Here is a 14,373-nt window from a genome sequence, read left to right as displayed (position 1 = left end):
AGAAGGACTGATCCGTGGATCTGAAGATCGGGTACAAGGCGTCGGCCGAACAGTTCGGCCCCCGCGACCTCGTCGAGTACGCGGTGCTGGCCGAGGAGCTCGGGCTCGACAGCGTCTGGGCGTCGGACCACTTCCTGCCCTGGCGGCACGAGGGCGGGCACGCCCCGGCCGCGCTGCCCTGGATGGCGGCGGTGGGGGAGCGCACGACGCGGGTGCAGATCGGCACCTCCGTGCTCACCCCCACCTTCCGCTACAACCCGGCGGTGCTGGCCCAGGAGTTCGCCACGATGGCGCTGCTCACCGGCAACCGGGTCGCGCTCGGCGTCGGCACCGGCGAGGCGCTCAACGAGATCGCGGTGTCCGGGCGCGAGTGGCCCGAGTTCAAGGAGCGCTTCGCCCGGCTGCGCGAGGCCGTGAAGCTGATGCGCGCGCTGTGGACCGAGGAGTCGGTCAGCACCGAGGGCGAGTACTACACCGTCGTCGACGCCATGATCTACGACCGGCCCGAGCAGCCGGTGCCGATCTACGTCGCCGCGGGCGGCCCGATGGTCGCCCGGTTCGCCGGCCGGTTCGGCGACGGGTTCATCTGCACCTCCGGCAAGGGCATGGACCTCTACACCGACAAGCTCCTCCCGGGCGTCGAGGAGGGCGCGGGCAAGGCCGACCGCGACGCGGGCGCCATCGACAGGATGATCGAGATCAAGATCAGCTACGACCGCGACCCGGACGCCGCGCGGGAGAACACCAGGTTCTGGGCGCCGCTGTCGCTGACCGCGGACCAGAAGAACTCCGTCGACTCCGCACAGGAGATGGAGCGTCTGGCCGACGAGCTGCCGATCGAGCAGGTCGTGAAGCGCTGGATCGTCGCGTCGGACCCCGACGAGGCCGTGGAGCAGATCAGGCCCTACCTCGACGCGGGCCTGAACCACCTCGTCGTGCACGGCCCGGGGCACGACCAGCGCCGGTTCCTCACCCAGTTCACCTCCGACGTCGCGCCGAGGCTGCGGGCGCTCGCGTGAGCGCCGCGGGCACCCCGGCGGTGGTCCGCGACGGGCGGGTGCTGCGCTGCCGGGTCTCCACCGGCCGCCACGGCACTCTCGACGGGCCCGCCACGGCCGAGGTCACCGAGGCGCTGCTGGCGCTCGACCCGGCCGAGACCGGCGCGGTGCTGGTGCACGGCGACGGCGAGAACTTCTGCACCGGCGGTGACGTGCGCGCCTTCGCCGGGGCCGAGGACCGCTACGCCTCCGTGCACGAACTCGCCGACACCTTCCACTCCATGCTGCGCCCGCTGGCCGCCTCCCCGGTGCCCACGGTCGCGGCGGTGCCGGGCTGGGCCGCCGGTGCGGGCATGAGCATCGCGCTGGCCTGCGACCTCGCCGTCGGCGGGACCTCGACCCGGATGCGCCCGGCCTACCCGGGCATCGGGTTCTCCCCGGACGGCGGGATGACCTGGACGCTGCCGCGGCTGATCGGTGCCGCGCGGGCGCGGCGGGTCCTGCTCACCGACGAGGTCCTGGATGCCGGGACGCTGGCCGAGCTGGGGCTGCTCGCCTCCGTCGTCGACGACGACCGGGTCGCCGACGAGGCCGCCGCGGTCGCGCACCGGCTCGCCCAGGGCCCGACGGCCGCGCTGGGCCGCATCCGCGGGCTCCTGACCGTGACCTGGGACCGTGGGCTCGACGAGCAGCTCCAGGCCGAGGCGGACTCCATCGCGACCTGCGCCGCGGGTCCGGAGGGCGCCGAGGGCCTCGCCGCGTTCGGCGAGAAGCGCCGCCCGCAGTTCCACTGAGCACCCTCGCCCACGACGCACCCGGACACGACGGAGGGGGCGCGACCGACCCGGTCGCGCCCCCTCCGCGGGTGAGTGGGTGCCCCGTCGCGGTCGCTCAGCGCCCGCTGGCCGGGCTCCCCGCGACGACCCGGCGCGACCGCTGCGGGCCACGGCCCGTGCCGGGCATGCCCACGGCGAAGCGCTGCGCCGGGCGGTGCAGGCCCGGGCCGCGCGGCCAGCCCGCGTCGAGCGGGGCGAGCAGGCGGTCCAGCTCGGAGTCCGGGGTGGCGCCGACGCTGTTGCGCAACAGCCGCTGGAACTCGTCGTACTCGGCGAGGGCGTCGGCGACGTGCCCGCCGGCGAGCAGGGCCTCGACCAGCGCGCGGCGCGACCGCTCGCGGCTCGGCGCGGTGGCGACGGCCCGGCGCGCGACGGCGACGGCGTCGTCGTGCCGGTCGGCGGCGCTGAGCGTGCCGGCCAGGCCCTCGAGGGCGGACAGGCGAAGCTGACGGAACCGCTCGCGCTCCACGGCGATCCACGCCGCGGTCCACGACGGGAGGATGTCGGCCTCCAGCAGCGCGGTCTCCGGGGCGCCGATCTCGCGCACGGTGCGCAGCATGCTGGGCGCCGACAGACCGCGGATCAGCAGCATGGCCTCGGTGAGGTCGACGACCACGTCGTCGCCGAGCTGCAGCCGACCGAGGTGGTCGGCGTCGAGCAGACCCGGTACGTCGACGCCGGCGACGGCCTCGTCGAGCAGCCGGGCCGCGGGCACGGGGCCGACCCCGGGCCACAGCGTCGCGGCGAGCGCCGCGGTCGGCTGCGGCCGCCGGTGGACGGCGAGATGGGCGACCAGGCGACGGGAGTCGACCGGCAGCGGGACGGCGCGGTCACCCGCGCGCAGCCCGAACGAGCCCAGCACCCGGACGTGCGGGGCGGGGGTGGGAGTGCTCTGCTCACTGGATCGACAGTGATCGTCGGACATGGCCGTTTCCCCGGATCGGTCGTGGCGTGCGGCCCGCGGTCGGCTCCGTACGGAGCCGGGGCGCGCCGGGCGGGAGGGCCTCGGATCGCGGAGCGGGCACGACGGAACCGCACCGACACGGACGGCGGGCGGCGTCTCCGTGTGGTGTCGTGGGACGAGGATAGCCCAGCAGTGCCCACGGTGTGAGATCCGGGTACGGCCGGATTGTGAGAGCCGCCTCAGGCCCGGGAGAGCAGCCGGACGTGGGTCCCGTCCGGGGCCCGCCACACGTGCAGGCTGTCGCAGAGCTGCCGGGCGATCCACGTCCCGCGTCCCCGCGCCTGCGACGGGTGCGGCGGCGCGAGCCCGATCAGCGGCAGCGCGATCGCGCCGCTGTCCTGGACCTCGCAGACCAGCTCCCCGTCGCGCGCCCACACCGACAGCCCCGCCTCCGGGGACCCGTGCTCGACCGCGTTGGTGGCGACCTCGTTGACCGCCTGCACCATGTCCTCGCCGCGGGCGGTGTCGAACCGGCACACCCGGGCGGCCTCGGTGACGGCGTCGCGCACCCGGGACAGCTCGAAGGTGTTGTAGGACAGCGTGAGGTCCGGCGGTCCGAGCAGGTGCGGCGGCGCGATCGGCAGGGCCGCGAGCACCTCGGCGGGCGGGCGGTGGCGCGGGTTCTCGGTGAGCCCGGAGGCGCGCAGCCGCAGCGGGTGGTTGACCACCGCCGACTCGCCGACCGCGCCGTGCACCGGCAGCCGCGGGTAGGCGCACACCTGCAGGACCGGCAGCCCCGCGAGGGAGATGTTGAGCGCGGCCTCCAGCTCGACCCAGAACCCGCCGTCGACGCCGTCGAGGTCCGGGTCGTGCGCGCCCACCACGAACACCGGGCGGCCCGAGGAGGTCAGCGCCCGCAGCTCCCGGGCCCGCCAGGCGGCGACGGTCTGTCCGGACTCCCGGGCCGAGCTGGTGAGCGAGGTGAGCCTGCCGAGCTCGACCTCGTCGCCGAGCTCGTCGTGCAGCGCCTGCTCCAGCGGTGCGGGCAGGTCCAGCGCGACCCGGGCGCCGGTGTCCCGTGCCGCGGCCCGGGCGGCGGGGGCGACGGCGGCCAGCAGCTCCACCGGGTCGTCGGCGTGCACGAGGGCGTGCCGGAAGCCGGGCGGGCGGGGTGCGGCGTTGACCTTCACCGGAGCCGTCCTCCCGGGTGCACGACCTCGGGGGCCGGCGGGTGGTCGTCGAACACGAGCTGGGGGGAGAAGGCCGCGCCGCAGCGTTCGAGCACCCGCAGCACCCGCGGCCGGACCCGGTGCAGCACCAGGCGGTGGGTCGCCGGGAAGCCCTCGGCGGCGTGCACCAGCGCGACCGCGGTGGCGACGTCGACGAACCGCACCGAGGCCATGTCCAGGCCGATGTCGGGGGAGGCGTCCGCGGAGCGCAGCGCGGCGTCCAGGGCCGAGTGCAGCAGCGAGGTGATCTTCGAGCGGTTGCTGTGGTCGACCTCGCCGGCCAGCCGGGCGTGGCCGGTGCCGAGGCGCACGATCCGGAGCAGGCCGTCGTCGTAGGCGGTGGAGCGGGGGACGTGGTCGCGGTGCAGGGCCCGCATGATGTCGATCTGCTCGGCCGGGAAGTGCTCGGTGTCGTAGGTGCACAGTGCGGTCAGCCCGCCCGCGCTCTCACGGACCAGCCGGGCCAGCAGGCCGTCGTACTCGGGCAGGGTGCCCGCGGCGCCGGCGCCGAGCACCGAGTGCATCTGCCCGGTCATCCGGGTGCCGTTCCAGCCGAGCTCGCGGGAGCGGGCGACCTCGCCGGACATCCCGGCGTGCACGTCGGACAGCGGGGTGCGGAAGGTGCGCCGGGTCTGCTCGGCGGGCAGGATCTCCAGCTGGCCGCGGCGCAGCGGGTCGTCGACCTCGACGCCGTCCTCGGCGAGGCGGCGGAGCAGGACGTCGGCGGCGCCGTCGTCGTCGAAGTAGAGGATGCGCTCGCCCCGGTCGAGACCGTGTGCGACGTAGGCGGCGGCGAGCTCCCCGAGGTGCTCCGTACTGTCCGGGACCGCGCACACGTGATCGCCGGACGTCAGCGCGTCCGCCATCTTGATCACGTCTCACCTGCCGCGCGCGCCCCGCCGCCGCACGTCGCGGCGCCGGGCACACCCCGTCACGGAATCCTGGACGGACCAACCGTACGGAGGCCCTCGGCGGGGGCCCGAGCCCTCGGAGCGTGTGGGGCGCCGAACCGACGGTGACGCGCGACGAGCGGATCGCCGACGGCGGGGGACGGGGCTCGGCAGACCCGGTCCGACCAGGACCTACGGCCGTTCGGCGCTGCCCGGTGCCCGCCGGACGGCTGTGGCACCCCGTGTCCGGGTGATCACCGTCCGGCGCGCGGCGGGGCGGGTCAGGCGGCCGGGTTGACCGCGACCGAGGTGGTCGTGCCGCCCTGGACGGTCTGCAGGACGACGCAGTACCGCTCGGTCAGCTTCACGAGGGTCGCGACCTTGTCCTCGGCGGCGGGCGCGCCGCCGTCGCGGACGTCGACGTCGAAGGACAGGCGGATCTCCCGGAAGCCGACCGGGGCGTCCTTCGCGACGCCGAGGGTGCCGCGGAAGTCGAGGTCGCCCTCGGCGCGCACGGCGCCGAGCACCTCGAGCTCCAGCGCGGTCGCCACCGCGCGCAGGGTCACCCCGGCACAGGCCACCAGTGCCTCCAGCAGCATGTCGCCCGAGCACAGTTGGGTGCCGTCGCCGCCGGTGGCCGGGTGCAGGCCCGCCTCGGCGATCGCCCGGCCGGTCGAGACCTTGCACGCCACCCCGGAGCCGAGCTCCCCGTCCGCCCTCAGGGTGATGACCGCCGACTCCGGGTCGTCGCGGTACTGCTGCTTGAGCGGGGCCTGGAGGTCGCGCAGGGAGATGTTGGTGTCGGTCATGTCCCCATCCTCACCCCGACGGGGCGACCCGCACACCCCGACCCGACGACTAGGGTGCCCGGTGTGGGCGGGGAGAGCGACACCGGACGGGCGGCAGCGGTGCGCCGCAGCGCCCGCGGGGCCGCCGACTCGGTCCGCGGGGCCCGTGACACCGTCCGGGACACGGTGCGCGACACCGTGCGGGGCTCGGTGCACGAGACCGTCGGCCCGCCCACCGACGACGACCGGCTCTGGACCGTCCCCAACGCGCTGAGCGTGCTGCGCCTGGCCGGGGTGCCGCTGTTCCTGTGGCTGATGCTCGGCCCGGAGGCCGACGGCTGGGCCGTCGCGGTACTGGCGATCGGCGGGTTCACCGACTGGCTCGACGGCAAGCTCGCCCGCGTCCTGGACCAGTTCAGCCGGTTCGGCGCCATGCTCGACCCGGCCGTGGACCGCCTCTACATCCTGGCCGCGCTGGTCGGGCTGGCCGCCCGCGACATCGTCCCGTGGTGGGCGGTGGTCGCCCTGGTGGCCCGCGACGTCGTCCTCGCCGGCTGCGTGTTCGTGCTGCGCCACCGCGGCTACGGGCCGTTCGAGGTCGTCTACCTCGGCAAGGCCGCCACCTTCGTCCTGCTCTACGCCTTCCCGCTGCTCCTGCTCGGCGACGGGCCCTCGGCCGCCGAGGCCGTGGTCGGTGTCGTCGCGAACGCCTTCGCCATCTGGGGCGTGGCCCTCTACCTGTGGTCGGGGCTGCTGTACCTGGCCCAGTTCCGGCTGGCCCTGCGCCGCCCGGCACCGGGCGTCCCGGCCCCGGCGACCCGGTTCGATCACGGCGGCGCCGGGGGATAGGCTCCCCGGCGTGAGCTCGGAGATTCCGTCGGACCTGTCCTACACCGAGGCCCACGAGTGGGTCCGCCGCAGCGGGGACGGGGTGGTCCGGGTCGGCATCACCGACCACGCCCAGTCGCAGCTCGGCGACGTCGTCTTCGTGCAGCTGCCGACCGTCGGTGACACCCTCGCCGCGGGCGACGCCATGGGCGAGGTCGAGTCGACCAAGTCCGTGTCGGACATCTACGCGCCGGTCGGGGGCGAGGTCGTGGCCGTGAACGACGGTCTCGACGCGGGTCCGGAGCTGGTGAACTCCGCCCCCTACGGCGACGGGTGGATCGTCGAGATCCGCCTGGCCGAGGGGGCCTCGCTCGACGGCCTGCTCGACGCCGACGCCTACCGCCAGCTGGCCGACGGCGCCTGAGCCGGCCCGCCCGCCGCGCCACGCGGCACGGCGCGCCGACCTCCGTATCGCCCCGGCCGCTCCGACCGGTAGGTTCACATCCCCTGGACGTGCCGTCCGGAGGGGACCGGGACACCGGCCCCGCACAGCCCTGACCGCCCGGACGCCGTCCGGGTACCGCATCCGCGAGGAGGAGTCCCCGAGGTGACCACGAACGACCCGCGCGACGTGCCACCGGAGCGCGCACCGGAGACCACGTCGGTCTTCCGGGCGGACTTCCTCGCCGACGTCGAGCAGCCGGCCGCCGAGCCCGCCGTCTCGGGCGTCGACGGGCTTCCCGCCGGGTCGGCGCTGCTCGTCGTCCGGCGCGGTCCGAACGCCGGCTCGCGCTTCCTGCTGGACGTGCCGACCACCAGCGCCGGCCGGCACCCCGACAGCGACATCTTCCTCGACGACGTCACCGTCTCCCGGCGGCACGCGGAGTTCCGCCGCGACGCCGGCGAGTTCGTGGTCGTCGACGTCGGCAGCCTCAACGGCACCTACGTCAACCGCGAGCCGGTCGACACGGCCGTGCTCGCCAACGGCGACGAGGTGCAGATCGGCAAGTTCCGCCTGGTCTTCCTGACCGGACCGCGCGAGGCCGGCGCCCAGGGCTGACCCCGGGACGCGGCCGGCGCCACCGCCGCCCGCCCGCGCCCCTCGCACGACCGGCCCGTCGCGGCCACGGGTGCTCCGGCACCCGTACCGCGGCGGGCCGTCGGCGTGCGTCCGTACCGGCGGGTGTCGAGCCCACACGCCGCGCGCGACGGGCGTGTGACGATCGTCGAACGGACCCCGTCACTCCCCGTCCGGAGGCGCGCGTCGGGGCGGGCCGCCGTGTAGCGTCATCAGGTGTCGGTGGCAGTGCGGTGGCAACGACACGGAGCCCGTCGGGTCCGCCGCACGGGTCAGGGCGAGCAAGGCGATCAGGGCGGCCGGGGTGGCGTGTCCACCCGGGTGGCCCGACAGGCCCGACAGGGCCGGGGAGGCGGGCTGATGAGCGAGATGCGCGTCGTGGGCGTCCGGGTCGAACTTCCGGCGAACCAGCCGATCCTGCTGCTGCGGGAGACGAACGGCGACCGATACCTCCCGATCTGGATCGGATCGGTGGAGGCGACGGCGATCGCCCTGGAGCAGCAGGGGGTCAAGCCGGCGCGGCCGCTGACCCACGACCTGCTCAAGGACGTGATCGGGGCCCTCGGGCGGCGGCTCGAGCAGGTGCGGGTGACCGATCTGCAGGAGGGCACCTTCTACGCCGAGCTGATCTTCGACGGCGGCGTCACGGTGTCCGCGCGGCCGAGCGACTCGATCGCGCTGGCGCTGCGGACCGGTGTCCCGGTGCACGCCGACGAGAGCGTCCTCGCCGAGGCGGGGCTGGTCATCCCCGACGAGCAGGAGGACGAGGTCGAGAAGTTCCGCGAGTTCCTCGACTCCGTGTCGCCGGAGGACTTCCGCGGGGCCCAGCCGGGCTGATCCGTCCGGGTGACCACCGCCGTCATCCGGAGCCGGGATCGGGCGGACCGTCGTCCGACCGTTCACCGACGTCACCGACCGTTCACCTGCTGTACGCCCTCCGTACCTGCCGACCCGGGCGGGTGTCCGGTACGCCCGGGTCGGCGAGCCGCGTTGACCACCTCGGCCACTGGGCCTACCGTCATCACGACTGATGACATCCGTGGAACTCACCCACTACCCAGAGTCACATGGTAGGGGAGGACCACGGTCCCGACCGAGGGAGACCGCGCGGTGCAGACGCCACCACCCGAGGGGCCGGGTCAGGGAGAGCTGTTCCCGGACCCGCTCGTCGGTGAGGGGCTCGACGGGGTGACCGACCGCCTGGTCGGCTTCCGCGGGCCGACCGCGTGCCAGGTCGTCGGCATCACCTACCGGCAGCTGGACTACTGGGCCCGCACCGGGCTGGTCGTGCCGTCGATCCGCGGCGCCGCCGGGTCGGGCAGCCAGCGGCTCTACTCCTTCAAGGACGTCCTCGTCCTCAAGATCGTGAAGCGGCTGCTCGACGCCGGTGTCTCGCTGCAGAACATCCGGATCGCCGTCGAGCACCTGCGCAGGCGCGGGATCCGCGACCTGGCCGGCATCACCCTGTTCTCCGACGGCACCACCGTCTACGAGTGCACCTCCCCGGAGGAGGTCGTCGATCTGCTGCAGGGCGGCCAGGGCGTGTTCGGGATCGCGGTGTCCGGGGCGATGCGCGAGATCTCCGGCGTCATCAAGGACTTCCCGGCCGAGCGGGCCGACGGCGGCACCGTCGACGAGGCCCCCGAGGACGAGCTGGCCCGCCGTCGCGCGCGCCGCGCGATCTCCTGACCGGACCCGGTCAGGCGACGGCTCGGAACGGGTCGTGCTCGGCCAGCAGCTTCTCCATCCGCGCCTGGTCGACCCGGTTGACCACGGTCAGGCTGTCCTGCCGGTCCCGCACGCACTTCGCCAGGGTGAACGCCGAGGTGATCGCGTACAGCACGGCGATGGCCAGGAACGCCTTCACCCACCCGTCGACGGGCAGGTAGACGGTCCCGACGACGACGGCCGCGAGCGAGACGCCGAAGGACAACATCGCCTGCGTATGGAACGCGGCGGTGGTGGCCGGGGTGGTGTTCGGAGCGCTGGTGTTCGACATGGCAGGAAGTGTGACGAGCCGGCGCAGGCGGCGACGCCGCAGAACTACGCAGGTAGGCTGGCCCGGTAGTCGTCGACGCCGCGCGGGAGAGCCCCGGGGAACGAGCCCGGGCGCCGAAGGAGCAAACCCCTTCCCGGAATCTCTCAGGCACACGGACCGCGCGGTCGAGGCGCCTCTGGAAAGCGACGGGCCGCACACGCGTGCGGGGCGCCCGTCCGCCGACGGGGAAAGCCGGAAGCCTCCGGTGAATCTCTCAGGCGCCCGTTCCACGGGTACGGACAGAGGGGGAGGGGCGAGTTGCCCTGCCCCGATCCGCCCGACGACCTCCGGAGGCGCCGTGAGCCCGACGTCCGAGCACCGTCCCACCCTCGCCGAGCTGGAGCGGGGGCTCCCGTTCGCCGAGCGCCACATCGGCCCCCGGCCCGGTGACCTGGCCCGGATGCTGGAGGTGCTGGGCGTCGACTCGCTCGACGCGCTCGCCGCCCGCGCGCTGCCCGACACCATCCGCGACGACGGACCGGTCGGTGCGTCGCTGCCCGCGCCGGTCGGCGAGGCCGAGATGCTCGCCGAGCTGCGCGGGCTGGCCGGGCGCAACACCGTCACCGTCCCGATGATCGGCTACGGCTACCACGGCACCCGCACCCCGTCGGTGATCCGCCGCAACGTGCTGGAGAACCCGGCCTGGTACACCGCGTACACGCCGTACCAGCCCGAGATCAGCCAGGGCAGGCTCGAGGCCCTGCTGACCTTCCAGACGATGGTGTCCGACCTGACCGGGCTGCCGGTCGCCGGCGCGTCGCTGCTCGACGAGGCGACCGCCGCCGCCGAGGCGATGACGCTGCTGCGCCGGGCCAACCGCTCGACCAGCCCGCGGTTCGTCGTCGACGCCGACACCGTGGCGCAGACCGTGGACGTGCTGCGCACCCGCGCCGAGCCGCTCGGCATCGAGCTGGTCGTCGCCGACCTCGGCGACGGCGCGCTGCCCGAGGGCGAGTTCTTCGGGGTGCTGCTGTCCTACCCGGGCGCGTCGGGCCGGGTCGCCGACCCGTCGGCGCTGGTCGAGGCCGCGCACGGGCGCGGGGCGCTCGTCGCCGTCGCGGCGGACCTGCTGGCCCTGACCCTGCTCACCCCGCCCGGGGAGCTCGGCGCGGACGCCGCGGTCGGCTCCACCCAGCGCTTCGGGGTGCCGCTCGGCTTCGGCGGCCCGCACGCCGGCTACCTCTCGGTCGGGCAGCGCCACTCCCGTCAGCTGCCGGGACGCCTGGTCGGGGTCTCCCGCGACGCCGACGGCCACTACGCCCTGCGACTGGCGCTGCAGACCCGTGAGCAGCACATCCGCCGGGAGAAGGCCACCTCCAACATCTGCACCGCGCAGGTCCTGCTCGCCGTCATGGCCGCCTGCTACGGCGTGCACCACGGCCCGGACGGGCTGCGCGCGATCGCCACCCGCACCCACCGGATGGCCGCGGTGCTCGCCGCCGGTCTGCGCTCGGGCGGGGTGGAGATCGTCCACGACACGTTCTTCGACTCCGTGCTCGCCCGCGTCCCCGGCCGCGCCGACGCCGTCGTCGCCGCCGCGCACGACGCCGGGATCGCGCTGCGCCGCGCCTCGGACGACGAGGTCGGCGTCGCCACCTCGGAGATCACCACCGTGGCGCACCTGCACGCGGTGTGGGAGGCGTTCGGCGTCACCGGGGTGGACGTGACCGCCCTCGACGGGGACACCGCCGACGCGCTGCCCGCGGACCTGCGGCGCACGAGCGAGTACCTCACGCACCCGACGTTCCACGAGTTCCGCTCCGAGACCGCGCTGATGCGCTGGCTGCGCCGCCTCGCCGACGCCGACCTCGCGCTGGACCGCACGATGATCCCGCTGGGCTCGTGCACCATGAAGCTCAACGCCGCCGCCGAGATGGAGGCGGTGACCTGGCCGCAGTTCGCCGACCTGCACCCGCTCGCGCCCGAGTCCGACACCGCGGGCACCCGGGCGATGATCGAGCAGCTGGAGACCTGGCTGGCCGACCTCACCGGCTACGCCGCGGTCTCGCTGCAGCCCAACGCGGGCAGCCAGGGCGAGCTCGCCGGGCTGCTCGCGATCGCCGCGTACCACCGCAGCCGCGGGGCGGACGACCGCGACGTCTGCCTGATCCCCGCCTCCGCGCACGGCACCAACGCCGCCTCGGCGGTCATGGCCGGGATGCGGGTGGTCGTCGTCGGGACCGCCCCGGGCGGCGACGTCGACCTCGACGACCTGCACGCGAAGATCGCCGAGCACGGCGACCGGCTGGCCGCGCTGATGATCACCTACCCGTCGACGCACGGCGTCTACGAGGCCGGGGTCCGCGACGTGTGCGCTGCGGTGCACGACGCCGGCGGCCAGGTCTACGTCGACGGCGCCAACCTGAACGCGCTGGTCGGGGTCGCCCGCCCGGGGGCCTTCGGCAGCGACGTCAGCCACCTCAACCTGCACAAGACCTTCTGCATCCCGCACGGCGGCGGCGGGCCCGGTGTCGGCCCGGTCGCGGTGGCCGAGCACCTGGCGCCGTTCCTGCCCGGTCGCACGCCCCGGTCCGACGGCGGCGTCGGCCCGGTGTCCGCCGCCCGCCACGGCTCGCCCGGCGTCCTGCCGATCTCCTGGGCCTACCTGCGGATGATGGGCCTGGACGGGATGCGCCGCGCCACGCTCACCGCGGTGGCGGCCGCCAACTACGTGGCCACCCGGCTGCGGGAGCACTTCCCGGTGCTCTACGCGGGCGCCGACGGCACGGTCGCCCACGAGTGCATCCTCGACCTGCGCACGCTGACCAAGGAGACCGGGGTGACCGTCGACGACGTCGCCAAGCGGCTCATCGACCACGGCATCCACGCCCCGACCATGTCCTTCCCGGTGGCCGGGACGCTGATGGTCGAGCCCACCGAGTCCGAGGACCTCGCGGAGATCGAGCGGTTCGTCGCCGCCATGGTGTCCATCCGCGGCGAGATCGACCGGGTCGCCGCGGGGGAGTGGCCCGCCGAGGACAACCCGCTGCGGAACGCCCCGCACACCGCGGCCTGCCTGGCCGACGACAAGTGGGACCACCCGTACCCGCGGGAGCTGGCCGCGTACCCGACCGGGGTCACCCCGGGCGTGCACGACCGGAAGGTGTGGCCGCCGGTGCGGCGGATCGACGGGGCGCACGGCGACCGGAACCTGGTCTGCTCCTGCCCGCCGCCGGACGCCTTCGCCTGAGCCGGCACCGGCCCACCGGGAGAATGTCCGGACAGGGCGGGGATCATGGCGGGGTGTCACGCCGACCGAGTGAGCGCCTCCGGGTCCCCGCCCCCGTCCTGCGGACGCGCGTCAGATCCAAGCGGGCCGCCACCGACCAGCCCAACGTCACCGGCGACGGCGCGTCGCCGCTGACCGCCCGGTTCTGGGTGCTGCTCGTCGTCACCGGCGTCGCCGCGGGGCTGTCCGGGATCGTGCTGATGGCGCTGCTGCACGCGGTGTCGGACCGGGCCTGGGGGTCCGGGGCGGCGGAGGAGTTCCAGGCGGCGGTCGAGCGGGCCGACGCCTGGGGCCGGGTGTGGCCGCTGCTGGTGGCGGGGCTGCTCGCGGGGGTCGGCGGGTACCTGCTGCGTCGGTGCGTCCCCGGCCGCACCGACGTCGACGACGCGATCTGGACCGGCGACGCGCGGCTCGGCGTGCGGCGCAGCTCCGGCACCGCGGTGCTGTCGGAGGTCGTCGTCGGGCTGGGCGCCTCGCTCGGCCGCGAGGCCGCGCCCAAGCTGATGGGCGGGGTGTGGGGTGCGGTCCTGGCCGGCTGGGGCGGCCTGTCGGTCGAGCAGCGACGCCTGCTGGTCGCCTGCGGCGCCGGGGCCGGGCTGGCGTGCGTCTACGACGTGCCGCTGGGCGGGGCGCTGTTCACCGCCGAGGTGCTCGTGGGCACCGTGCGGCTGCCGGTGGTGCTGCCCGCGCTGGCCTGTACCGCGACCGCTACCGTCGTCGCGTGGCTGTACCTGCCCGTGGGCCCGGTCTACCCGGGCCTGCCGGTCCCGGCGACGACGCCGTCGCTGCTGGTGTGGGCGGTGCCCGCGGGCGTGCTGATCGGGGTGCTCGCGACCGGCTGGGTCCGGCTGATCGGGTTCGTGTCGCACCACGGGCCCCGGCGGACGTGGTGGCGGATCGCCGCCCCGGTCGTCGCGTTCGGGCTGCTCGGGGTGGCCGGGCTGGCGTTCCCGCAGCTCTACGGCAACGGCGCCGACCTGGCCGAGCAGGCGTTCCTCGGCGGCGGGGCGCTGCTGCTGTTCGCGGCGCTGGCCGTGCTGAAGCCGCTGGTGACGGCGCTGTGCCTGGGCAGCGGCGCGTCCGGCGGGCTGTTCACCCCGACGCTGTGTACCGGCGCCGTGCTCGGGGCCGCGCTCGGCGGGGCGTGGTCGGCGCTGTGGCCGGGCACCCCGGTCGGCACGTTCGCCCTGGTCGGGGCGGCCGCGATGATCGGAGCCGGGATGCAGGCGCCGTTGGCCGGTCTGGTGCTGGTACTGGAGCTGACCGGCACCGGGTTCGCGATCGCCGTCCCGCTGGTCGCCGCGACGCTGGTGGCGACCGCGGTGGCCCGGTGGCTGGACGGGTACTCGATCTACTCGGCGCGCCTGGCCGCGCAGCCCTCGGCCGACCAGACCACCTGAGGCGGGTCAGGCGGGCAGCGCGGCGCCCGGGGCGTGGTGGCCGCCCCGGACACGTCCACCGCGCAGACCCCGCCGGGGCACCACCAGGGGGTGACCGACCAGGTCACGACGAGCGCGACGCCGGGGAGCACCCGCACGGTGCTCCTCCTCCCCGC

The 14,373-nt window shown here is 75.1% G+C and carries 14 protein-coding genes and 1 riboswitch; of the genes, 9 read left to right on the top strand and 5 right to left on the bottom strand.

Annotated features, from left to right (window positions below; genetic code table 11):
• Window positions 1–14 precede the first annotated feature (14 nt).
• Both fgd and WHI96_RS04810 read left to right on the top strand, forming a co-directional pair.
• The gene (fgd, locus tag WHI96_RS04815; RefSeq protein ID WP_345649844.1) at window positions 15–1,019 is read left to right on the top strand and encodes a glucose-6-phosphate dehydrogenase (coenzyme-F420); all 1,005 of its coding nucleotides are present in this window, start codon (window positions 15–17) and stop codon (window positions 1,017–1,019) included.
• A complete protein-coding gene (locus WHI96_RS04810) occupies window positions 1,016–1,792 on the top strand; it encodes an enoyl-CoA hydratase/isomerase family protein (protein WP_345649841.1) in 777 nt (258 codons plus the stop codon). Before fgd ends, WHI96_RS04810 begins: the two co-directional genes overlap by 4 nt.
• Window positions 1,793–1,889: 97 nt before the next feature.
• Here the strand turns inward: WHI96_RS04810 and WHI96_RS04805 are convergent, their stop codons facing one another.
• From WHI96_RS04805 to WHI96_RS04790, 4 genes are all read right to left on the bottom strand, one after another.
• Complete coding sequence (locus WHI96_RS04805) at window positions 1,890–2,759, bottom strand: AfsR/SARP family transcriptional regulator (protein WP_345649838.1); 870 nt, start codon at window positions 2,757–2,759, stop codon at window positions 1,890–1,892.
• Window positions 2,760–2,977: 218 nt separating this feature from the next.
• Window positions 2,978–3,928 (bottom strand): ATP-binding protein, encoded by a 951-nt coding sequence (locus WHI96_RS04800; RefSeq protein ID WP_345649835.1) that lies wholly within the window; start codon window positions 3,926–3,928, stop codon window positions 2,978–2,980.
• Window positions 3,925–4,833: an MEDS and STAS domain-containing protein gene (locus WHI96_RS04795; protein ID WP_345649914.1), complete on the bottom strand. Its 909-nt coding sequence runs from the start codon at window positions 4,831–4,833 to the stop codon at window positions 3,925–3,927. Before WHI96_RS04795 ends, WHI96_RS04800 begins: the two co-directional genes overlap by 4 nt.
• A 305-nt stretch (window positions 4,834–5,138) precedes the next feature.
• Window positions 5,139–5,666, bottom strand: a complete 528-nt coding sequence (locus WHI96_RS04790) for an OsmC family protein (protein WP_345649832.1) — start codon at window positions 5,664–5,666, stop codon at window positions 5,139–5,141.
• Window positions 5,667–5,855: 189 nt separating this feature from the next.
• Between WHI96_RS04790 and clsA the strand changes: the two genes are divergently transcribed.
• The 5 genes from clsA (at window position 5,856) to WHI96_RS04765 (ending at window position 9,240) form a co-directional block, all read left to right on the top strand.
• Window positions 5,856–6,494 (top strand): cardiolipin synthase ClsA, encoded by a 639-nt coding sequence (gene clsA, locus WHI96_RS04785; RefSeq protein WP_345649911.1) that lies wholly within the window; start codon window positions 5,856–5,858, stop codon window positions 6,492–6,494.
• A gap of 10 nt (window positions 6,495–6,504) precedes the next feature.
• Entirely contained in the window at window positions 6,505–6,897 is a 393-nt protein-coding gene (gene gcvH / locus WHI96_RS04780; RefSeq protein WP_345649829.1) for a glycine cleavage system protein GcvH, read from the top strand.
• 183 nt (window positions 6,898–7,080) lie between these two features.
• On the top strand, window positions 7,081–7,533 hold the full coding sequence (gene garA / locus WHI96_RS04775) for a glycogen accumulation regulator GarA (protein WP_345649826.1): 453 nt from the start codon (window positions 7,081–7,083) through the stop codon (window positions 7,531–7,533).
• Window positions 7,534–7,911: 378 nt separating this feature from the next.
• The gene (locus WHI96_RS04770) at window positions 7,912–8,388 is read left to right on the top strand and encodes a bifunctional nuclease family protein (protein ID WP_010224693.1); all 477 of its coding nucleotides are present in this window, start codon (window positions 7,912–7,914) and stop codon (window positions 8,386–8,388) included.
• Between the two features lie 273 nt (window positions 8,389–8,661).
• Complete coding sequence (locus WHI96_RS04765) at window positions 8,662–9,240, top strand: MerR family transcriptional regulator (protein WP_208623102.1); 579 nt, start codon at window positions 8,662–8,664, stop codon at window positions 9,238–9,240.
• Window positions 9,241–9,250: 10 nt separating this feature from the next.
• Here the strand turns inward: WHI96_RS04765 and WHI96_RS04760 are convergent, their stop codons facing one another.
• A complete protein-coding gene (locus WHI96_RS04760) occupies window positions 9,251–9,550 on the bottom strand; it encodes a YiaA/YiaB family inner membrane protein (protein WP_062394965.1) in 300 nt (99 codons plus the stop codon).
• Between the two features lie 73 nt (window positions 9,551–9,623).
• A riboswitch (glycine riboswitch) is annotated at window positions 9,624–9,719 on the top strand.
• A 168-nt stretch (window positions 9,720–9,887) separates the two neighbouring features.
• Here WHI96_RS04760 and gcvP point away from each other — a divergent pair.
• Window positions 9,888–12,779, top strand: coding sequence for an aminomethyl-transferring glycine dehydrogenase (gcvP, locus tag WHI96_RS04755; protein ID WP_345649821.1), 2,892 nt, complete (start codon window positions 9,888–9,890; stop codon window positions 12,777–12,779).
• Between the two features lie 53 nt (window positions 12,780–12,832).
• Window positions 12,833–14,218, top strand: a complete 1,386-nt coding sequence (locus tag WHI96_RS04750) for a chloride channel protein (protein ID WP_345649818.1) — start codon at window positions 12,833–12,835, stop codon at window positions 14,216–14,218.
• The last annotated feature ends 155 nt before the right edge of the window (window positions 14,219–14,373 follow it).

This window comes from Pseudonocardia tropica, assembly GCF_040105315.1.
Classification (GTDB): domain Bacteria; phylum Actinomycetota; class Actinomycetes; order Mycobacteriales; family Pseudonocardiaceae; genus Pseudonocardia; species Pseudonocardia alni.
Note: the sequence above shows the minus strand (reverse complement) of the source record. Positions and strands in the feature narration are given on the sequence as shown.